Here is a 20224-nt window from a genome sequence, read left to right on the forward strand (position 1 = left end):
TATCTGTTTCAAGAAATTTCTTTATCTATAACTTCAAACCTATCTATCATCCTCTTCCCTTGTTAAAATAACTTTCCGCCTTATATCTCATATGATATAATAGAAAAGAATAATAATGGAATGATTCTCCATACATATTCGCCAAATACTTTTTTATCATAACGGGAGGGTTATCTATGAAGTTGAAAGAAATGCTTAAGGAGAACGGTGTTTTGGAAACATTGGATAAAATAGGCTTTGACTCCGAAACAGTCATCTCTGGCCTTACTGAGGAAACAGATGCACACTATATGAAGTACAGATGGTTCAACACGGGTTCCAGCGCGCACGCAATCCCCACAGAAGAAATGCTTGAAGCAGGATATCCCTGGGAAGAATGGTATAAGGATCGTATGGGAGTGCTTCAACATCACATCCTTTACCTTGAAAAGACAGATCTTTGCGATATGACATTTGATTGTCCCATAACAGACACAACACATCCCGAGCCTACAAGAAATCACTTCTGGTATCTCTATAATGATGAAGATAGCAGGCTGCTTTATACCAGAAAATAACTTAAGTCATCAGAAATAATTAGTAATAGAAAAGTAGACAAAGATCGTCTACTTTTTTAATTGCAGCAAGTATAAATGTCAAAGAAAAGGTGTCTTGTATCCGGTTCTAGTAAGCTTTTTTAGTTAATTGCAATAATCTTATCTTCTTAATTCGAAAATCAAGTTGCTGAAATACTATTAAATAGTGACAGATACTCCCTCTCTACCCCTGATGCCCTCTATATGCGTCATTAGATTTCTACAATACCCTCCAGTTCTTTATTCTTCAAAAGATTGCTCGGACTCTTCTTCATAAAAATCCAAAAATGAATACTTCTTTCCGCCTTTTTTCCCATCCTAAAACTGAATTCAAGTTCACATTTTGAGCTGATTGGAATATACACTTATCCACAACATCAAAGTTCTTTTTCAGCGCTTTTATCAATTGCTTTACCTCTCGGCGCTTGCTGGATGTCTTTTGTGCTGCCACAACACATCCGCAATTCATTGCCATACTGCCGTTACTACTGGTAAAACGCTTAATATCGTCCTCTTTGACATAATACATGGGACGTATCAATTCAATCCCTTTAAAGTTTTTTGATTTTAATTTATGCCATACTTTACCTTTCTGTCTTGGATCAAATATTATCATAAAATGTTTAAAAAAGCTTCCTTTATATTTTTTATTGACCATTGATATCCCCTTCTAATTTATATCTTTAGTCAATATCTTACTATAAAAGGATTTGCTCTTTTACAGGTAAATTTATTCATTGCAAATAAATGGGATAGGACAGGGACAGAGTGACAGGTTGAAACCACTGAAAAATCCATTTTAGAACGCAGAAGGTCAAGACCCTTATTATTTCCAATCCAGCATATATCTTTGAAAAACTAATGCATCACACGCATCCTTGTCTAATTTTTCTTCATCTGCACCGTTACTGATATCACGCCATACCCTTATATCTTGTCCTACTTGACCACCCATTCTCACAAATGGCTCCATAACAACCGTCCCATCATATTCTATCTCTCTTAGCGCATCACCAATTTCTCGCCACGGTATGCGTCCTTTTCCCGGAACCATTCTGTTACATTCACCCGTATGAAAGTGTCCTAAATATTTTCCTGCTGTTCTAATAGCGTCTCCAATACTTTGCTCTTCAATGTTCATATGAAATGTATCAAGCATTACCTTTACATTATCAGCCTCTGTTTCTTCAACAAATTCAACTGTTTCTGCTGCCGTATTTAAAACATGGTTTTCGAAACGATTTAAGGATTCGAGACCTAATGTTATACCACATTCCTTTGCAATTCTTCCCATCTCTCTTACACCCTCTACTCCACGTTGCCAATCTCCTGATTTATCAATTGGTTTGGAGTAATCAACCGGCCAATAAGAATACAATGCACCTCCAATTAAAGTTGAATTGAGCTTTTCCATCATTTTAAAAATATTTGTAAAAAAAGCTAGTCCATTTTTTCTTATATCAGGATCTGATGATGCAATATTTTGCTCTGCTGTTGGTCCGTGCCCAACAGTCAGTCTAATATTATGATGTTCTGCACATGTCCTTAATTCTTTTATGTCTTTTTCAGAATAATAGGCTATTGGAGTGGCAGCTATCTCTAAAATATCGAAACCTAACTTTGAGACTTTTTCAATATAATATTTATAGTCTCCACTCCATTCCTTCTCCCAATATGCGTAATATATTCCATGTTGCATCTTACTATCTCCTTATATTTATTCTACCCACAATTGATTTTTATAAATTTTTTCTCATCTGCATCAATCAATGAATACTTTGTTCAGAATTTTCAATATATTCATATACTTCATCCACATACGGCATTGCACGAATTGCTCCTTTTCTTGTTGTAACAATAGATGCCGCTCCATTTGCAAAAACAAGCATTTCTTCTAGCTGTATTTTCGAAAGTTCTTCTATTCCATGTACCAGTACATAAGCTAAGCAACATCCGCAGAAAGTATCGCCCGCTCCTGTAGTATCTACTGTGTCCCTATTCAAAAATGCCGGTTTCTTTACTGATATGTTATTGTAATATGCCGCACTGCCTTTTTCTCCTGAAGTAACTATGATCAGCTTAATTTTAAATTTCTCATTTAGTATTGCAATGCCTTCGTCAACAGTTTTGCAATCCAACATGAATTTCAATTCTTCCTCTTCAATTTTCAAAATATCACACTGTGAACATCCAAAGAGCATTTGCTCCCTAGCATCCTCCATTTGCTTCCATAATGGCGGTCTAAGATTCGGATCAAACGAAATTAATGCATTATGCTCTTTCGCAATCGCCAACGCCTTCTTTGTTGCTTTTCTTACACCGTCATGTGTCATTGATAATGTTCCAAAATGAAATATTTTTGTATTTTTTAGTAATTCATCTTTTACTTCATTTTCTTCTAATCTCATATCGGCACCAGGATTTCGATAGAAGGCAAAATCTCTATCACCGTTTTCATTAATTCGCACGAATGCTAACGTCGTATTTACTTCACTCGATTTCACTAATCCGGAACTGTCTATTCCCACTTCAATTAATGTCTTTTCAAGTTGCTCACCAAAAATATCCATCCCTATTTTCCCAATAAATGCCGTACTAAATCCTGCCTTTGCAAGCATTGATAATACATTACACGGCGCTCCTCCCGGATTACACTCAAATAATTTATTATTTTGCTGCGATAATCCATAGGGTGTAAAATCAATTAATAATTCTCCCAAAGCTACAACATCAAACATTTTATTCTCCTCTATTATTAATACTATTTAGAATTTTTAATTAAATTCTCCACCCGTTCCATTCTAGTGGAGAATGTCACGACATAAAACACCTAATCATTTCCATTAACTTTTACTCATTTTTAATGTCTTACGCTTATTAATAACGGTGTTTATAATTAATACAGCTATTAATGCTACTCCCCAAATTAAATCTCGATAATAGTTTGAGATATTCGGAAACATATTTAAGTAAGATGACAAAATTTGTAGTACTACAACTGCAATAGCAATACCTGGTATGGAACCAAACCCACCATTAGGGTTTACACCTCCCAACACAACAATTAAGATACATTGCATTGTATAACTGCTGCCGAAATCAGCCTTTGCGGAATTAATTCTTGCCAAACTAATGAGGCCCGCTATAGCTGAGATTAATCCTGAAAGCATATATGTTTGAACAATTATTTTCTTCGTCTTAATTCCTGCAAAGAGTGCAGTTTTCTCATTTGTACCTACCAGATATACTCTGCTTCCAAACTTCGTCTTACTCATAATAAAAGCTATCGCTATTACAGTGCACAAGAAAATGATAAATGCCAATGGTATTCCCGCTACCAGGGTTGTTCCCAGCCTTGTGTATGCTTTAGGCAATCCACTTACAGTACTTCCCCGTGAAATAACAATTGCAATTCCCATAAATAGCTGATATGACCCAAGTGTTGCTAACATGGCCGGAATACGAAGATAGGAGATAAGCAAACCATTAAAAGCTCCACATATTGCTCCAACAAGCAACGCTGTTGCCACTGAAATAACAATTCCACTCATCCCATTCGTTCCATGCGGCACTAATTGCTTCATCATAAGGCCTGCAATAATCCCTGTAAGATTTGCTATATATACTGTTGATAGATCGATACCTCCTGAAATCATACAAATTCCCACTCCAAGGGCCATTAGACCATATTCCGTCAATTGTTTTCCCTGTGATTGCATATTTCCGACATTTAAAAAACTGATTCCTTTTGTAACAGTTGCAAGTATAAAGAATGCTATTAATGTAATAAGAAGACGAGCAATGTTATCATCAATTTTTCCAACTGGCAATTCCCTAATTTTTATATTGTTCATGATTAAGCTGCCTCCTTCTTCATTTTGGTCTTTATCTTTGAAGCGTTATTACTCTGCATAGCAGAAATAGCCGTCCCTATAATAATAATGGCTCCAATAAATATTTTTTGCCAATATACTGAAATACCAACTAAAATTAAACTATTTGACACCATGGTCAACAGCAATGTTCCAAGGAGACATCCTTTAAGCGTTCCCACGCCTCCAGCCATTCGAGTTCCTCCCAGAATAACTGCTGCGATAATAATCATTTCGCCTCCGGCAAATTCAGTCGGAAGATATCTCATAGACATAACGGTGTAACATACACCTGCAATTGCTGCGATGATCCCATTTACTACAAAGATTCCAAACCTTATTGCTTTCACATTAAATCCTGCACGCTCAGCTGAAATCTCATCTCCGCCTATAGCATAGACCCCACGTCCTACCATCGTATAATTTAACACTAAGTATGTAATAATATATAAACCTGCCAAAATCAAGAATGTCATTGGTAATGTAGAACCTAGTCCGGTTTCTGCGTTTTTCACTGTTAATAAGGATGCTTTTCCATAATTGGCCATTGTCTCCGGCAAATCCATTCTTTCTGCTTCAAAAGCCCCTAATAGAATCCCGCTAAAAATGGAAGATGTTCCAAGTGTCACAATCAAGCTCGGAAATTTATATTTTACAATAATAAATCCGTTTATAGCTCCCATTAACATTCCAAAAAACATTGCAATTAAAAAGACTACAAATACCGGTCCGTTATAACCTGTTTTTATTGTAATAATCGTTGCCAAATAGCTGCTCAAAGCCGCTATAAGCGGAAATGAAACATCAGGCCCTGTACTGACAAAAGCAAGTAATGCGCAAATCGCATAGATAGATGGAACAATCATTGAACGAATAATATCTACGATGTTATTATTTGCAAAGAAAAGTCCGGACCTCGCTTGAATAATTAAGGACAACGCTACAATAATAAGAAATACATAAAATTCTGACTGCTGAGTTACTCTCTTTAATTTTTTATTCATTCTCCGCACTCTCCTCTCCTATATAGCCGCATTAGAAAGTGTTGTTATATTCAAATCTTCTCCATCAAGTTGGCCTGTAACCCTTCCCTTTAGCATTACTATAACTCTATCGCAAGTTGCTATAACTTCTGCCGCATCATCAGATACAACAATAATCGCCATACCACTATTTGCTAGTTCTCGTAATAATTTGTGAATATCATATTTTGCTCCAATATCTACCCCCACCGTAGGTCCATTAAGAATAAGCACCTTGGGCTTATTTGCCAACCACCGTGCAAGTACTACCTTTTGTTGATTTCCTCCCGATAAGGTCTGTACCGGCAGATTATGATCTTTTGTAGCCACTCCTATTTCGTCAACCCACTTCTGGGATTCTTCTGTAATTTTTTTACTGCTTAATAAACCGAACTTATTTGCTACGTCATCCATTCTTGTGACCGTAATATTTTTCTTAATAGACTGCGGTAAAAACAGCCCCTCTGTCAACCTGTCCTCAGGAACTAATGCAATACCCAATTTTTGTGCTGCAGATACACTGGAAAGTTTTACTTCTTTTCCCTCAACAATAATCTGTCCGCTAGTGGGCTTTAATAATCCGAAAAGCGCTAGTGACAATTCAGTTCTACCAGACCCCAGCTGACCGGTAACTCCTAGGACTTCACCTTCTCTTAGTTGAAAACTGACATCTTCAAACCCTGGTGCACATAACCCTTTAGCTTCAAGTACTACTTCTCCAAGTTCACATTTATTTATAGCCTCTTGCGTGTCAAAATTTCGCCCCGTCATGTAGTAAGCAAATTTTTCCTCTGTCATTTCTTTGGCCGGACATGAAACCACATTTTCACCATTTCTTAAAATAGTAATGCTATCCGATATTTCGAAAACCTCGTCTAGCTTATGAGATACAAATAATATGGTTACACCGTTTGCTTTTAGATTTTCAATAATCTCAAATAGCCGATTGACTTCTTTTTTAGTAAGTGCTGTTGTAGGTTCATCCATAATAATCAATTTCGCATTATCAAGTAATGCTCTTGAAATAGCAATTAATTGCTTATCTGCAACCGGTAATGTCTCAACAATTGCATCTAAGTCCACATCAAAATTAATCTTCTTTATTGCTTCTTGTGCTATTCTTCTAAACGCTCTTTTATTCGCTATTTTCTTTTTTTCTGATAGCACTTGATTAAACGCCAAATTTTCCATAACCGTCAAATTGGGGAAAATAGAGAAATCTTGATATATAACTTGGATGCCCGCTTTTATGGCATCCGCCGGTGTAATATTTTGCATTTTTTGTCCATCAATCTCAATTTCGCCGGCATCAGCTTTATAAAAGCCGGATATGACCTTTATGATGGTAGATTTCCCACATCCGTTTTCTCCCGCTAGACAGTGCGTTTCACCTTTTTTAATGGTCAAATCTACCCCTTTCAGTGCATGAACTCCACCAAAAGATTTTTTTATCCCCTTTACTGAAAGAATGTTATCTACCATACTCCTCTCCCTCTCTTACTTTTAATTGATGCCGGCACGAATGCCGGCATCAATATGTATATCTATTTATTTATCAAAGTCAATGCTCAAAACTAGAAATCATAATTATCAATGTTATCAGCTGTGATTTCAATATCTGCTTGACCAATAAGACATTTGTTTGCACCTTTTGATAATTTAACGCTTTCATAACCTTTAACATCTAAGTTCGAACCATCGCCTACTTCTTCACCTGCGAGAATCTTAGCTGCAATTGAACACATAGCATAACCGGCATCCTTTGGATCCCACAATTTAATTTTCGAAATAGTTCCGGACTTTACATAAGCCTTAAATTCGTTAGGTGTGCCTACCCCGACAATCTTAACTTTTCCCGCTAATCCTAACTCCTCAACAGCTTTTGCAATACCTGGGCAGTCGGTAGATGCCACACCGGTAAATCCTTTCAAATCCGGATTAGCTTTTAAAACTTCTTTTGCTCTCTCGTAGGATGTATCAATACTTTCTTCAGATTCACATGTTGGAACAGCACCATTATTAACTAATTCCATGTTTGGATATGCTTTTAACTGTCTTTCATGTTGAGCAGTTGCATATTCCATGTGAGTTGTGGAAGTTGTATAAGCAACCATTAATGCGTATTTTCCTTTTTGATCCATTTCTGTAGCAAGTGCATCCATTAGCGCCGCACCAAAATCATTTGCAGTAAATGCTTCTACGTCGAATAACGTATTTACCTGGTTAGAAGCCTCATGAGTAACTACAACAATACCTTTCGACATTGCATTTTCAAGAGATGCTTCGATTGCACCCGGATCAATAGGAACTACACAAAGTGCATCTACACCTTGATTAATTAAGTCATCAATAACTTGGACTTGTGAAGCTGCATCCGCATTTGCAGGACCTTTTTGAATTACATTGATGGACTGTTTTTCACCAAATTCATTTACACCGATTTCCATTCTTTTGAACCATGCAGCTGTATTATCTTTAGTAACAACTGCAATTGTCCATTCTGATTTGTCTTTATCAGATTTATACCGAGAAATATCAAATAAGTCTGTAGCAACCTTTTCTGTTGTGTTTTTGTCTGTTGTCGTTGTTTTTTCTCCCTCTTGACTACATCCTGTAAATGAAAATGTTATAACCAACCCTAACAATAAAGCTATTATCTTTTTCATATTTTTCACCCTTACTCCCTTTCATTTTGATTTTATCCTCAGCCATTTGTTATCTGCTTTTAGGAACCAAATACCTTTTTCTGCTACTCAACATTACGATGTCTACTAACCATTTCTGATGCTGTAATATTCATTTCTTCTCGTAATTGCATGACTAAGACATCAAACAATATTAATAATGTCTGTTCGAATAGATTTCCCATAAGCTGTTCTGATGGGACGAAATTACCTACTGCACGATATGCAGCTGCAGGAACCATTACAATCTTATCCGCTATTTTCGCGATAAACCCACCGCTAGATGCCGTAATCAGCGCTAACGTAGCGCCGTTATTTTTTGCTTGTTCGCAGATATAATTTTCATGTCCCACATCTGCTGACCCGCATGCACAGATAAACAAGTCTCCTTCTCCTATAGATGGAGTTGTATCATCCCATATCCAATAGCTTTTCTTACCTAAGTGCATTAATCTCATTGCAAAACTTCTGGTAGAAAGACCTTCACGTCCAGCTCCTAACAAAAAAATCCGTGGGGCTTTTTTAATCATTTCCAACAATTCTCTAACTGTCGTATCGTTCATCCTATCAAATACGGCATTCAGTTCACTCAAAGCCATTTGGGACAATTCCTTAAAGCGATCTGCCATTCTTTCACCTCCCCTCTTTATCAAGTTGTTCCAGATCTTTCATGCCTGCTTCATGATTACCAGCATATTTAGCAAAAAGCCATGCTTCAATCATCCTAATAGCCTTTGGTACATCCATCATCCATGCACCTGTACACAAGATGTTTCCATTGTTATGTTCTTTACTTAATACCGCCGGCAAAACATCATAGCAAAGAACTGCTCTAATGCCAGACACTTTATTAGCTGCCATCGCCATTCCTTGTCCTGTACCACATATCAAAATTCCATAATCATAATTTCCAATTGCCACTTCATCTGCCACCTTCTTAGCAGCCACGGTATACAATCCTTCCTTTGATGAATTACAACCCACATCGTCGATTTTGTATCCATTAGCTCTCATAACCCTTAATACTTCGCACTTAAAGTCATATGCTGCCAAGTCACATCCAATAATTAATTTTAACTGTTGTTCCATTCTTCTTTTCCCTCCTTTTTCTTTTTCTTCGTTCTGTTTCAAACCGCATTAATGTAACCGGTTCCATTTTTGAGTAAAAATTTATGCGTCTAAAATGTCTGACGCATAAATGGAGCTTCAAGAATTATTTTCTGCAATGGCATTTCTGGAAATGCTATTCTTTGTATCAATAATTCCATTGCTTTCTTTCCCAATTGATAGGCATTTCTCTCAATATAATCATAAGGAATCCCTAAGATATTTAACATTCCGACTTTATCCAAAGCAATATTTGTATAATCTTTGGGTACTTTTTTCCCTACCTCATAAATAGCCTTTAAGAACCCTTTACTTGTTTGATTATTACAAGTCACTACTGCTGTTGGTTGTTCATTTAGTTTTAACAATTCTTTCGTTAAGTTATATGCTGAATCCATAGAATAGTCACCAAAAAATATATAATCTTCACATAGTGTCACACCAGCATCTTTCATTGCATCCATGAAACCCTGCTGTCTTTCTCTTGCTAATACTCTTTCCTGGGTTCCATTTATTATAGCTATCTTTCTATGTCCATTTTCAATCAGAGCCGTTACCGACTCATAAACGGCCTTGTAATCATTGAAAAAAATCCCATCATGATTAAGTCCTATATTCCTATCTACAACGACTACCGGGGCACCGAGTTCTTTTAATTTTTGAGTTACTTTTTTCTTTTCTTTATCTGTTGAATAGTCAATTGCCGGATCGTAAATCAAGCCTCTTATCCTATGAGATTTCAACATATCAAGAGCTTTTAAATCTTTATCTGCACTGTCATCAGTATTACAGCAAATTAGAGTCAGATCATTCTTATCTGTAATGTCGATAACACCTCTAATCATCTCCCCAAAAAAATTATTATCGACTTCTGGCACAATTACACCAATTGTTGAAGAAACTTGCTTAGATAAACTCCTTGCTGTTGCAGATGGACTATAACGATTCTTCTTCATCACATCCAAAACATGCTTTCTAGTTTTTTCATCAACTGCTGCAGAATTATTTAAAACCCTTGACACTGTTGCTTTTGATACTCCTGCCTCCTTAGCTATATCTGTTATTGTAATGTTATTCTTACCCATTATCCGCTTCTCCCTTTGTAACCGGTTCCACGTATTTAATTTTAGAATAATTACAACAAAATGTCAACTAATATAATATTTTTTTACTAATTTTATTAAATTGCATAATTGCAGAAGTATATTTTTATGCATATTTTCTACTTTTAAAAGAAAAGAAGTGTGTTACCTTCGGACTAAATTCCACATAAAGCTCTTTGGCATTTAGCTTTTCAAGATCATTTTTAGTGAAACAGTGTGGCAGCCGTGTATATGACTAACCCCACCATTAATATTCTCTTGCGTCCATATTTATCGCTTAACGGTCCCCAGAAAAGCGTTCCAACTGCATAAAAAACAAAGAAGAGAATGATAGTGAGGTCTATAAGACCTGAAGACGAATCTAAACTTTCTGCCATACTGGCAATGCCGGAAGATAAAGATCGGTAGATAAACGAATAAAAGCACTTAAAAATGCGATTAGTACCGCTAAACCTTTATCGCCAAGATATCTTTGTGTGTTTGGATTGTTATTAACTTGATCATTTATATTATTCATGTCTAGCTCCTCAAAGCATTATTATTTTTAATTGTAATGAAAGCTATATTAGAAATATTAAAACCGTTTTACAGATTAATGAGAATTCCTTTAAAATTATGGCTCCATAAGTATCTTCAACATTTTCTCCGTATTATTCAAAAAAGTTCTCATAGTCTGATAATGTTCTGTTTGTTCATATTTCACTTCATTAAAATTTTCTTCCACCTGCAATATCCTTGAATTAGGATATGCCATAATGATGGGGGAATGTGTTGCAATGATAAACTGAGATTCTTGCTCCACCAGTTCATGGATTCTTGCAAGCATAGCCATCTGTCTAGAAGGTGATAGTGCCGCTTCCGGTTCATCTAATATATATAATCCCTGCCCTGAAAATCTATTCATAAACACCGCGAAGAATGACTCACCATGTGATTGCTGATGCAGTGAAACGCCACCATACGATTCAATAACCTCAAGTTCATCAATATTTGTAGCGAGATTATAGAAACTCTCAGCCCGGAGAAAAAAGCCGTCTCTGGGTCTTTTTATTCCTTTGACTAATTTGATATGTTTATATAAATCAGAATGGGTATTATTAGATGAAAAACTAAAATTCTTAGTTCCACCTTCAGGGTTAAAACCATATGCTACCGCGATTGACTCTAAAATCGTTGATTTCCCGGTTCCATTCTCACCTACAATAAATGTGACATTGGGATGAAATTCTAACTCATGTAAATTCCGAACAGCGGTCAAGCAAAAAGGATACTCGGAATTAGTATGCAATTTTTCTCTATATAATTTCATACTACGCAAATATTGGGTTTCACTCAATAATCTCAATATTCTCCTCCACTATTTTATATCAAAATTTTATCATAATATCGATATCAAATTAAACGATTTATAATATGTTAAAAAAATTTATTTTTCTTTATAAGTGTACTACAGCTTAAGGTAAAATCATCTATTGTATTATCCATGCTATCCTAATTTATTCTGATATATCGTTGGATAGCTCCTAGAGCAATACAATATCCTCTAGTTCTTTATTCTTCAAATGATTGCTCGGACTCTTCTTCATAAAAATCCAAAAACGAATACTTCTTTCCGCCTTTTTCCCATCCTAAAACGGAATTCAAGTTTACATTTTGGGCTGATTGGAATATACACTTATCCACATCATTAAAGTTTTTTTTCAGCGCTTTTATCAATTGCTTTACCTCCCGGCGCTTGCTGGATGTCTTTTGTGCTGCCACAACACACCCGCAATTCATTGCCATAATGCCGTTACTACTGGTAAAACGTTTTATATCATCTTCTTTGACATAATACATGGGACGTATCAATTCAACCCCTTTAAAATTTTTTGATTTTAATTTCGGCCGCATGGTTTTAAAACTACCGGCATACAACATATTTAGCATGGTGGTTTCTATCACATCATCAAAATGATGCCCCAAAGCCAGCTTATTGCATTCTAACTCCTGCGCTTTGGCATAAAGATGGCCTCGCCGCATTCTTGCACACAGATAACACGGATAATCGCTTGCAATATCATCAATCACCTCAAAAATATCCGTCTCGAAAATCTGCACCGGAATATCCAGATGCTTGCAGTTATTCATTAACATCGTCCTATTGCTGTCATAGTATCCGGGGTCCATCGCGATGAATTCCAGTTCAAATTGGATCTTTCCATGGCGCTTTAATTCCTGAAATAATTTTGCCATCAGTAAGCTGTCTTTCCCACCGGAAAGGGCCACCGCAATTTTATCACCGTCCTGAACCAGTTTAAAATCGTTAATTGCTTTATTAAACCTCGTCCATATATGCTTTTTATATGTTTTCGTGATGCTCCGTTCAATTTCTTTAAGCGTTTTCCTTTCACCTAAAGGAATGACTACTTCACAACCGCTTCCTGCTATACCACTCATCCTATCACCTCATCAACACACAAATCTTCCGAATATTATTCCCTAGTATTCATATATATATTAACGTATAGCAGTTTTCTTAGCAATACAATTTTATTTATATATACACTCATCAATACATGTCCCTGATAAAACAAATATCCTTAGCCTAATACTTGGACTAAGGATATATTATCTTGTGATATCTTTTCGTGCACGCCGATCATGATATACATAGAAAACACAAATTTAATTTTTATTGCTTAATAATGTTTCTTTTAACTGCTCAACACACATTTTCGGACTGGAAAGCACGGTGCATCCACATATCTTTTGGATCGCTTCTTCCAAATGAGCCATGGACGCTTGAGCTAGTATGATAACATCCTGCTGCTTGATCTCCAGCGATTTTCTCTTAAGGATTTCATCATGATATTCCTGGTCACCGGCTTTAATTGCCACATAGGCATCCGGACAAACCATCAAGCTGATTTCCAGTTCCTTATTTAGTTTTTCCGCTTCATAAATCAGTTTGCTCTTGGTGGGCTCCAATGTACTGTCTGCTGTAGCAAGAATAGTGATCTTCGAACCCATCTGTGCCGCCTTTCTGATCATCGCTTCATCAACGGTGATCAATGGCGTTTGTATAAACGGACGGATTTTCTCTACTGTCGGCGACAGTGTGGAACATGTTACCACGATAGCGTCCGGTTCTGTCATCTCAGCACATTTTATAAAGGATAGAAGCCTATTCATATTATTTACGGTGAACTCACCTTTTTCCGCGGGATCACTAGCAAGATATTCATCCACCGTATTGACGATTTTCACATCGTCTATTACTTCTTTAATTCTACCTGCGAAAGTAGCATAAACGCTAGGTACTGTGTGGATTAAAGATACTTTATACACTCTTCTCCCCCCTTGCGATTTTATCGTTATTTATAAATTTTATTTAAAATCGGTCTCAGATGTTCCATAGCACCTCTTGCCGCCGTCTCTTGATCCGGTATCTGGAATATCTCCGTACAGAAAGCACCGTCATATCCCGTTTGCTTAAACGCATTGATAATCTTTTCAAAGTCCAGTCCGCAATGTCCGGGATATCTTCTGTTATTATCCGCCAAATGTACATGTATATTATATTCCGCATACTTTTCAATCATTTCGAACATGTTCTTTTCTTCGATATTCATATGGAAAACATCCATCATGATTTTAAAGTATTCGTTATCAACATCTTTTACCACTTTGACAGCTTCTTCGATGGTATTGATAAAATTAGTCTGCATCAAAGTAACGTTTTCCAACGCGATTTTTACATTTTTCTTCCCGCCGTAGTCACTGATTTCTTTAAAGGCTTCAATGGCATATCCGTAAGAGACTTCCCGGGGCAGTTCATTACAAAATTGCCCTCTTACTCTTCCGATATTGATGATAGCGCCAAGATGTGCGGCAAAGTCAATGATTTCCTTTACTCTTTTTCTGGCCTCTGCTCTTTTCTCTGCATCTTTATCCATAAAAGATAGATTTAGCTGGCCGAATATCTCACCGGTACAAACAAGAGCAATATCCAGCTTATTCTTTTCCGCTTCTTTTTTCACTTGGTCCCAATCCAACTGCAGCGGATTCAATGTCATAAGCTCTACTCCATCGTATCCAAGCTCACCTAAACTGCCGAAGGTATATTCCAAATCTCCTTGAAAAGCAGTGACGGCAGGAGAGATGGCAACATCCGGCGTTGCTACCTGATAGCATAATTTCATAGTCTTAACCTCCTATAGATGATAATTAAAAAACTTTAGACCATGCTTTCCTTAAAACACGTTTTGCCCCAGCTATGATCACTTCAGAGTCCTCATAAGGTCTGGGTTTTATTTCAAAACTTAGAATAGGGCGATTCTCCTTGTTCAGATACCCTATTTCCAATAGCACTTTTAAGAACTCCGTTACTTCCTTTACATTATTTTCACTATTCGGGAACCCAAATCTTGGATGCTCATCTCCATAAGCTTCCATAGACGGATCCTTTATAACCGTATTACCGATATGAACATGCTTCACATGCTTAGCAATTGGTAAAATCGCTTGTCTCGGAGTTTCCCCTAACATCGGAAGATGGCTTAAATCTACCATAATCCCGAAATTATCGTATTCTTTAGATACTTCGGCTACATATCTTTCCACTAAAGCCACAGGGCCAAGTAAACTTTTCTTATCAATATTATAATCAAATACCTCCAGCAGTACCGGCATGCCGCCTTTCTGCTGCGCATAGCTGCAAAGCTCTTTTGTAGATTGGATAAGCGCTTGCAGCGCTTCTTCTTTGCAGTCTTCATCATACCTTCCGCTTAAAAACGCAAAACTTTCCGCGTTCATATCGTAGGCTTCATCGATACCTTCTTCCAAAGCTGCGAGCGCATTCTTTCTGCCTTCTTCATTTAAATCATTAATATTCAGTCCATTAGAAAGTAACCTGGAGTGCCCTGCATAGGATACATCCAATTTACTTACCTCTATTACTTTCTTAATTTCATCCCTAATACTATTATCTTTGATATGCCCAATCTCAACTACATCAAAGTAATCATCTGCAGCAACCTTCTTGAATGATTCCAGAAGGCTTTGACCATCTTTAAACGAAGAAGGAAATGCCATACTTTGAATAATTCCTATTCTCATATAATCCTTGATATTTTCCATGCACTTCCTCCTTGATTCACACAACATTATTGAACTGTTTCTTGTTTCTTTTTGATAGCCTTCATAATGACCGGAGCAAAACAGAAACCTATAACACAAACCATCAATATAATGGATATTGTACTTCCAACAAAAATACTCAAGCTTCCTGCAGACATATCAAACGACTGTCTCACATACATTTCAAGCATTGGTGTAAGCACAAATGCCAGCAACAGCGGTGCTTCAGGGATTTTAGCGATTTTCATGAAATATGCAATAACACCGGCGCCTACCATAAAACCTACATCAAACATGCTGTTATTAACAGAATATGTTCCCACAATACATACAGCCGAGATGATGGGTATCATAATTGAATTCGGAACACTTACTACTCTCATAAGGATGGGAATACATGCAATGGCAATAATCAAGCATATGATATTTCCGATATACATCGACCCCATCAGTCCCCATACAAAATCAGGCCTGTCTTTAAAAAGCATCGGTCCCGGATTGAGTCCCCACATCATCAGACCTCCAAGAAGTACCGCACCGGTCCCAGAACCTGGAATTCCCAGTGAAAGAAGCGGTGCAAACGCACCCATAGCGGCCCCATTATTCGCTGCTTCTGCAGCTGTTACACCTTCTATCGCACCATTTCCCATCTCATCTTTATTTTTCCCCATTCTTTTTTCCATGATATACGAAAGGAATGCGGCCATGGTAGCGCCCGCTCCGGGCAGTACCCCTACAAAGCAACCGAGAATCCCGGACCTTGCTGCAACCGGTGCTACTTTTTTAAATTCACTCTTATCTAATATACTTTCTTTAATGGTTAGTCTTTTTATTTCTTCATTTTTATAGTTTCCTCTATTGACCACCATATCGATAACCTGTCCAAATCCAAACATACCAATGACCAATGGAATAAAAGAAATACCGCTGAAAAGATAAACACTGTTAAAACTGAATCTTGGAATTCCCAGCGCTTTATCAACGCCGACCGTTGCAAGCAAAATCCCTATTGCAGTCGCTAAAAGTCCTCCGCTCGGATCATCTCCCAGCAGCCATCCTATAGACGTGAGCGCTAGAATAATCAGCCACGTAAGCTCAGGTGATCCAAAAGACAAACCGGCTTTGGCGAGTCCCGGCCCTAAAAATGTAAGAATAATGATACCAATCGTACCTCCGATAAAAGAAGAGACACTGGCAGTAAAAAGTGCCTTTCCCGCTTTCCCCTGACGGCTCATGGGATATCCGTCCAATGAAGTCATAACGGCCGGCGAATCCCCGGGAATGTTTAATAAAATAGCACTGAAAGAACCACCATACATATTTGAATAGTATAAAGCTGCCAGCATTATAATTGCGGTGGTTGGATCCATTTTAAAGGTAAGGGGAAGCAGCAGGGCTACTCCTGCCAATGAACCAATCCCTGGCATCGCCCCAACAATAAGCCCCAGAAAAGCTCCAACAATAGCAGCTAAAAGATTCTGGAAGCCCAATGCTGTAATCAATCCATCCATTAAAAATTCGAGATTACCCATATTCTTTTTAGCCTACTTTCTATAAAAATTTATATTCAATCATATTTTAAATCTCTATAACAATTCAAATATTCCTGAAGGAAGAGGAACTTTCAACCATGCGACAAAAATACCGTATAATATCGCCGCACATGTAACTCCTGTCACTACCGACTTAGCTACATTGTACTTTTCCATGAATTTGAGCCATAAAAAAATGTAAATTGCAATAGAAATAATCAGTCCAAATACATAAGAACCCAATATCAATCCGATCAGTGCTGCTACCGGAATAAAAGCTTTCCAGGAAAACCCGCTGGGTGATTTGTCTTTTGAATTCGCTATAAAAGCCATAATCCCGAAAATAATTGCCAATCCCCCACCCAGCACGGGCATAAAACCTCCTCCAGGACCTCTTCTAACCCATAATTCATAAACAAACAAACCTGAGTAAACACAATATATTCCTATAATTACTGAAAGCGCAGGGAAAAACTTTTTCAACTCAGACCCTCCTTCCTATAAAGTATTCATATCAATATACAATTATATCATCAAATGAGAAGCGCTGCTATTATCTTTAGTAATTGCGGCACTTCTCATTCGATTCTTAAATACCTTTACTATTTTGAGATGCTAAAAATGTTCATCAATGTTTATTTTGAAAGGTCAACTTCCGAGAACATCTCTTCATATAGCTTGCTTTGTGCAGTAAAGAATTTCTTTGTTTCTTCAGCTGTTAAATATTTGTTGGTCATAAAGCCTTTTTCAATATAATTTTGCTTCCATTCATCGGTTTCTGTGACTTTCTTCAATAAATCTTCATAAAACTTAAGCGCTTCTGCAGACATATTCGGCGGGCCGGCAATTGCTCTTACTTCGCTTAGCTCAAGTTTATCATATCCAAGTTCTTTAAAGGTAGGCGTATCTTTGAATACACCGCTAAGTCTTTCGCTGGAAAATGATGCAACCGGAATAAGCTCTCCTGCTTGAATCTGTGAATTACTCTCTGCAGGATTGAAGATTCCTACATCAATATGTCCACCTAATAAAGAAGACATTACTTCTCCAGAACTGTTAAACTGTACATAAGCAGCTTTTGATCCGGTTTCTTTGTTAAACATTAAAAATGAAAGATGATCACCGTTACCACGCTGAGAACCACCAATCTTTACGGTATCCGGGTTTTCTTTTGCTGCTTTGATAATGCTTTCAATATCTTTGTATTTGCTATCTTTCTTAACTGCAAAAACCAACTCATCAACAGCCACTGTACCGACATAAGTCAACATATCTGCCTTAACCGGAGATTTGTTAACAATTGCACTCATAACCTGTCCTGAGTGAAGTATCATTAATGTATTCGGATCACCCTTTTTACCATAGACATATGAGAATGATACCGCACCTGAACCGCCAGGCTTGTTAACAACCATAAAGCTCTTCGGTGTAAAATTATTCTTTTGTGCTAAATCCGCTATTGTTCTTGCATTCAAATCACTACCGCCACCAGCACTGGATGGTACCACAAATTCTATCTCTTTCTCTGGCACCCACGCTTTTGCAGGTTCTTCTGTCTTTGCGGGTTGTTCTGTTTTTGCAGGCTCTTCGGTCTTAACATCCGGTTTTTGAGCGCACCCTGCAAACAAACTTAAGGTTAACATCCCCACTGCTACTAAGCTTACAATCTTTCTCATCTTACGTCCTCCTCAATAAATTTATTTTTAAATATTATGTTAAATTGCTTGTTTAAATCATTTCTAAACAAGTACAAAATTTAACATAATGATTTAACAATAGTATTCATAAATATTCAGCCGTTATTTAGCTTCCATTGCCACTCTATCATATTCAGCTATCTTAGCCGCCATTTTTACTGCATTTTCCAATGCACCTGTCTTAGCAATACCTTTTCCTGCAATATCATAGGCTGTCCCATGGGCCGCAGTCACAATAGGTGCCGGCAATCCTGCCGCAACGGTAATTCCGAATTCAAAACCTTTCAGCTTCATTGCAATCTGACCTTGGTCATGATACATGGTAACTGCCGCATCAAACTCACCGTTAAAGGCTTTGATAAACAGAATATCTGCCGGATAAGGACCTATCACATTAATCCCTTCCTGTTGCGCTTGCTTCATCGCCGGTCCGATCACATCGATTTCTTCTGTTCCGCATAGGCCGTTTTCTCCACCATGCGGATTGAGAGCTGCTATTCCTAATCGTGCATTTTCAATACCCGCACGCTTTAATGTTTTATCTGCTAATCTTATTGCCCTCATAATATTCTCAGCAGTCAATTTATCACTTACTTCTTTTATAGGAATATGGCTGGTTACACGGGATGTCCATAAGTTATCAAGCACATTGACTTCTCCAAAAGGTTCTGTCCAGTTAAAATGATGCGCAAAAAGTGTATGCTCACTTTCAAAATCATGTCCTCCCAACTTAAGCGCTGCTTTATTTAATGGAGCAAAGCAGAAACCATGGATTTTCCCTTGTTTGTAAAGATCGATGGCAGTGATTAACATATCCCCTGCTACCTTACCGCAGATAGGATTCACCTCGCCGATTTTTATTTCTTCCGGGTTTAAGTTCTTTTGATCCAACACTTGAATCCCTTGACTCCAGTCTGCATCCTCGACACTGTCAATAACCCTACAAGGGAACTCTACCCCCGATACTTTCATCCCCATTTGAAGCACTCTCAAATCCCCTATAATTACAGGATTACAGTAGTTTTGCAATGTCCCGTTCGCGGCAATTTTTGCTACAATTTCAGGCCCTACGCCCGCCGCATCACCAAGGAGTATAGCAAGGATAGGTTTATTGCCCACATTTGTATTATTCATTATTCAATTTTCTCCTTCCCTTATCTAATGACTAGACCGTTTTCTCTTACACACTATTATATAAGCAATAACTATGCCAATTTTATTAAACGATCACAAAACAATCGATTTTTATTGTCTTTTATCACTAAACACATAAGAATTCTTGCATTAATAAGGTAGTTACTTTTATTTTTTTAATAATATTTTATAGACTTTTAGGGAAGAATAAATAGAATATATTAATAACCATTACTATGAAACAAAAAAATGAAACAAATTTTAAACATTATCCGTTTCATTTTTGTTTCATTTTTGTTTTACTTTTTACTATTTACTTTTTTCCAAAAGGATCACTTATAGTGTAATGCCCCATTTTTTGCTTCTATTTTCTCTCA

Annotated in this window: 22 protein-coding genes; 1 reads left to right on the forward strand and 21 read right to left on the reverse strand. The window is 37.2% G+C overall.

What is annotated here, in order from left to right; all coding sequences use genetic code 11:
- Positions 1 to 176 precede the first annotated feature (176 nt).
- A complete protein-coding gene (locus tag QKW49_RS06270) occupies positions 177 to 557 on the forward strand; it encodes a hypothetical protein (protein ID WP_282866702.1) in 381 nt (126 codons plus the stop codon).
- 289 nt (positions 558 to 846) lie between these two features.
- Here QKW49_RS06270 and QKW49_RS06275 read toward each other — a convergent pair whose 3' ends face one another.
- The 21 genes from QKW49_RS06275 to QKW49_RS06370 form a co-directional block, all read right to left on the reverse strand.
- The gene (locus tag QKW49_RS06275) at positions 847 to 1233 is read right to left on the reverse strand and encodes a hypothetical protein (protein ID WP_282866703.1); all 387 of its coding nucleotides are present in this window, start codon (positions 1231 to 1233) and stop codon (positions 847 to 849) included.
- Positions 1234 to 1401: 168 nt separating this feature from the next.
- On the reverse strand, positions 1402 to 2274 hold the full coding sequence (locus tag QKW49_RS06280; RefSeq protein ID WP_282866704.1) for a sugar phosphate isomerase/epimerase: 873 nt from the start codon (positions 2272 to 2274) through the stop codon (positions 1402 to 1404).
- A gap of 67 nt (positions 2275 to 2341) precedes the next feature.
- A complete protein-coding gene (locus QKW49_RS06285; protein ID WP_282866705.1) occupies positions 2342 to 3313 on the reverse strand; it encodes a carbohydrate kinase in 972 nt (323 codons plus the stop codon).
- A 105-nt stretch (positions 3314 to 3418) separates the two neighbouring features.
- Entirely contained in the window at positions 3419 to 4429 is a 1011-nt protein-coding gene (locus QKW49_RS06290) for an ABC transporter permease (protein ID WP_282866706.1), read from the reverse strand.
- 2 nt (positions 4430 to 4431) lie between these two features.
- Positions 4432 to 5451, reverse strand: coding sequence for an ABC transporter permease (locus QKW49_RS06295; RefSeq protein WP_282866707.1), 1020 nt, complete (start codon positions 5449 to 5451; stop codon positions 4432 to 4434).
- A gap of 18 nt (positions 5452 to 5469) precedes the next feature.
- The gene (locus tag QKW49_RS06300; RefSeq protein ID WP_282866708.1) at positions 5470 to 6951 is read right to left on the reverse strand and encodes a sugar ABC transporter ATP-binding protein; all 1482 of its coding nucleotides are present in this window, start codon (positions 6949 to 6951) and stop codon (positions 5470 to 5472) included.
- A gap of 92 nt (positions 6952 to 7043) precedes the next feature.
- Positions 7044 to 8135 (reverse strand): autoinducer 2 ABC transporter substrate-binding protein, encoded by a 1092-nt coding sequence (locus tag QKW49_RS06305; RefSeq protein ID WP_282866709.1) that lies wholly within the window; start codon positions 8133 to 8135, stop codon positions 7044 to 7046.
- Positions 8136 to 8218: 83 nt separating this feature from the next.
- Positions 8219 to 8782, reverse strand: a complete 564-nt coding sequence (gene hxlB / locus QKW49_RS06310) for a 6-phospho-3-hexuloisomerase (protein ID WP_282866710.1) — start codon at positions 8780 to 8782, stop codon at positions 8219 to 8221.
- Between the two features lie 4 nt (positions 8783 to 8786).
- Entirely contained in the window at positions 8787 to 9242 is a 456-nt protein-coding gene (locus QKW49_RS06315) for an RpiB/LacA/LacB family sugar-phosphate isomerase (protein WP_282866711.1), read from the reverse strand.
- Between the two features lie 89 nt (positions 9243 to 9331).
- The gene (locus QKW49_RS06320; RefSeq protein WP_349239084.1) at positions 9332 to 10345 is read right to left on the reverse strand and encodes a LacI family DNA-binding transcriptional regulator; all 1014 of its coding nucleotides are present in this window, start codon (positions 10343 to 10345) and stop codon (positions 9332 to 9334) included.
- A gap of 221 nt (positions 10346 to 10566) precedes the next feature.
- Positions 10567 to 10740, reverse strand: a complete 174-nt coding sequence (locus QKW49_RS25995; RefSeq protein ID WP_349239085.1) for an MFS transporter — start codon at positions 10738 to 10740, stop codon at positions 10567 to 10569.
- The gene (locus QKW49_RS26000) at positions 10725 to 10880 is read right to left on the reverse strand and encodes a hypothetical protein (RefSeq protein ID WP_349239086.1); all 156 of its coding nucleotides are present in this window, start codon (positions 10878 to 10880) and stop codon (positions 10725 to 10727) included. Before QKW49_RS26000 ends, QKW49_RS25995 begins: the two co-directional genes overlap by 16 nt.
- 96 nt (positions 10881 to 10976) lie before the next feature.
- Positions 10977 to 11672: an AAA family ATPase gene (locus QKW49_RS06330; protein WP_282868077.1), complete on the reverse strand. Its 696-nt coding sequence runs from the start codon at positions 11670 to 11672 to the stop codon at positions 10977 to 10979.
- Between the two features lie 242 nt (positions 11673 to 11914).
- On the reverse strand, positions 11915 to 12802 hold the full coding sequence (locus QKW49_RS06335) for an ATP-binding protein (RefSeq protein WP_282866712.1): 888 nt from the start codon (positions 12800 to 12802) through the stop codon (positions 11915 to 11917).
- A 228-nt stretch (positions 12803 to 13030) separates the two neighbouring features.
- Positions 13031 to 13693, reverse strand: a complete 663-nt coding sequence (locus QKW49_RS06340; RefSeq protein WP_282866713.1) for an aspartate/glutamate racemase family protein — start codon at positions 13691 to 13693, stop codon at positions 13031 to 13033.
- Positions 13694 to 13719: 26 nt separating this feature from the next.
- Positions 13720 to 14547, reverse strand: a complete 828-nt coding sequence (locus QKW49_RS06345) for a sugar phosphate isomerase/epimerase family protein (RefSeq protein ID WP_282866714.1) — start codon at positions 14545 to 14547, stop codon at positions 13720 to 13722.
- Positions 14548 to 14572: 25 nt separating this feature from the next.
- Complete coding sequence (locus QKW49_RS06350) at positions 14573 to 15484, reverse strand: TIM barrel protein (protein ID WP_282866715.1); 912 nt, start codon at positions 15482 to 15484, stop codon at positions 14573 to 14575.
- Between the two features lie 26 nt (positions 15485 to 15510).
- Positions 15511 to 17016: a tripartite tricarboxylate transporter permease gene (locus QKW49_RS06355; protein WP_282866716.1), complete on the reverse strand. Its 1506-nt coding sequence runs from the start codon at positions 17014 to 17016 to the stop codon at positions 15511 to 15513.
- A 54-nt stretch (positions 17017 to 17070) separates the two neighbouring features.
- Positions 17071 to 17499, reverse strand: coding sequence for a tripartite tricarboxylate transporter TctB family protein (locus QKW49_RS06360; protein ID WP_282866717.1), 429 nt, complete (start codon positions 17497 to 17499; stop codon positions 17071 to 17073).
- Between the two features lie 152 nt (positions 17500 to 17651).
- The gene (locus QKW49_RS06365) at positions 17652 to 18692 is read right to left on the reverse strand and encodes a tripartite tricarboxylate transporter substrate binding protein (RefSeq protein WP_282866718.1); all 1041 of its coding nucleotides are present in this window, start codon (positions 18690 to 18692) and stop codon (positions 17652 to 17654) included.
- Positions 18693 to 18815: 123 nt separating this feature from the next.
- Positions 18816 to 19847 carry a 4-hydroxythreonine-4-phosphate dehydrogenase PdxA gene (locus QKW49_RS06370; protein WP_349239087.1) on the reverse strand — a complete coding sequence of 344 codons (1032 nt, stop codon included), beginning with the start codon at positions 19845 to 19847 and terminating at the stop codon, positions 18816 to 18818.
- Positions 19848 to 20224 lie beyond the last annotated feature (377 nt).

The organism is Petroclostridium sp. X23 (assembly GCF_030013905.1).
Lineage (GTDB): Bacteria > Bacillota > Clostridia > SK-Y3 > SK-Y3 > X23.

Bases quoted from the DNA above. Each gene is read 5' to 3' on its own strand.
- QKW49_RS06270 (WP_282866702.1), top strand. From the start codon at position 177: ATGAAGTTGAAAGAAATGCTTAAGGAGAACGGTGTTTTGGAAACATTG.
- QKW49_RS06275 (WP_282866703.1), bottom strand. From the start codon at position 1,233: ATGGTCAATAAAAAATATAAAGGAAGCTTTTTTAAACATTTTATGATA.
- QKW49_RS06285 (WP_282866705.1), bottom strand. From the start codon at position 3,313: ATGTTTGATGTTGTAGCTTTGGGAGAATTATTAATTGATTTTACACCC.
- QKW49_RS06290 (WP_282866706.1), bottom strand. From the start codon at position 4,429: ATGAACAATATAAAAATTAGGGAATTGCCAGTTGGAAAAATTGATGAT.
- QKW49_RS06305 (WP_282866709.1), bottom strand. From the start codon at position 8,135: ATGAAAAAGATAATAGCTTTATTGTTAGGGTTGGTTATAACATTTTCA.
- QKW49_RS06320 (WP_349239084.1), bottom strand. From the start codon at position 10,345: ATGGGTAAGAATAACATTACAATAACAGATATAGCTAAGGAGGCAGGA.
- QKW49_RS06330 (WP_282868077.1), bottom strand. From the start codon at position 11,672: ATGAAATTATATAGAGAAAAATTGCATACTAATTCCGAGTATCCTTTT.
- QKW49_RS06315 (WP_282866711.1), bottom strand. From the start codon at position 9,242: ATGGAACAACAGTTAAAATTAATTATTGGATGTGACTTGGCAGCATAT.
- QKW49_RS25995 (WP_349239085.1), bottom strand. From the start codon at position 10,740: ATGGCAGAAAGTTTAGATTCGTCTTCAGGTCTTATAGACCTCACTATC.
- QKW49_RS06365 (WP_282866718.1), bottom strand. From the start codon at position 18,692: ATGAGAAAGATTGTAAGCTTAGTAGCAGTGGGGATGTTAACCTTAAGT.
- QKW49_RS06350 (WP_282866715.1), bottom strand. From the start codon at position 15,484: ATGGAAAATATCAAGGATTATATGAGAATAGGAATTATTCAAAGTATG.
- QKW49_RS06355 (WP_282866716.1), bottom strand. From the start codon at position 17,016: ATGGGTAATCTCGAATTTTTAATGGATGGATTGATTACAGCATTGGGC.
- QKW49_RS06295 (WP_282866707.1), bottom strand. From the start codon at position 5,451: ATGAATAAAAAATTAAAGAGAGTAACTCAGCAGTCAGAATTTTATGTA.
- hxlB (WP_282866710.1), bottom strand. From the start codon at position 8,782: ATGGCAGATCGCTTTAAGGAATTGTCCCAAATGGCTTTGAGTGAACTG.
- QKW49_RS06280 (WP_282866704.1), bottom strand. From the start codon at position 2,274: ATGCAACATGGAATATATTACGCATATTGGGAGAAGGAATGGAGTGGA.
- QKW49_RS06345 (WP_282866714.1), bottom strand. From the start codon at position 14,547: ATGAAATTATGCTATCAGGTAGCAACGCCGGATGTTGCCATCTCTCCT.
- QKW49_RS06300 (WP_282866708.1), bottom strand. From the start codon at position 6,951: ATGGTAGATAACATTCTTTCAGTAAAGGGGATAAAAAAATCTTTTGGT.
- QKW49_RS26000 (WP_349239086.1), bottom strand. From the start codon at position 10,880: ATGAATAATATAAATGATCAAGTTAATAACAATCCAAACACACAAAGA.
- QKW49_RS06370 (WP_349239087.1), bottom strand. From the start codon at position 19,847: ATGAATAATACAAATGTGGGCAATAAACCTATCCTTGCTATACTCCTT.
- QKW49_RS06335 (WP_282866712.1), bottom strand. From the start codon at position 12,802: ATGAGTGGTATAGCAGGAAGCGGTTGTGAAGTAGTCATTCCTTTAGGT.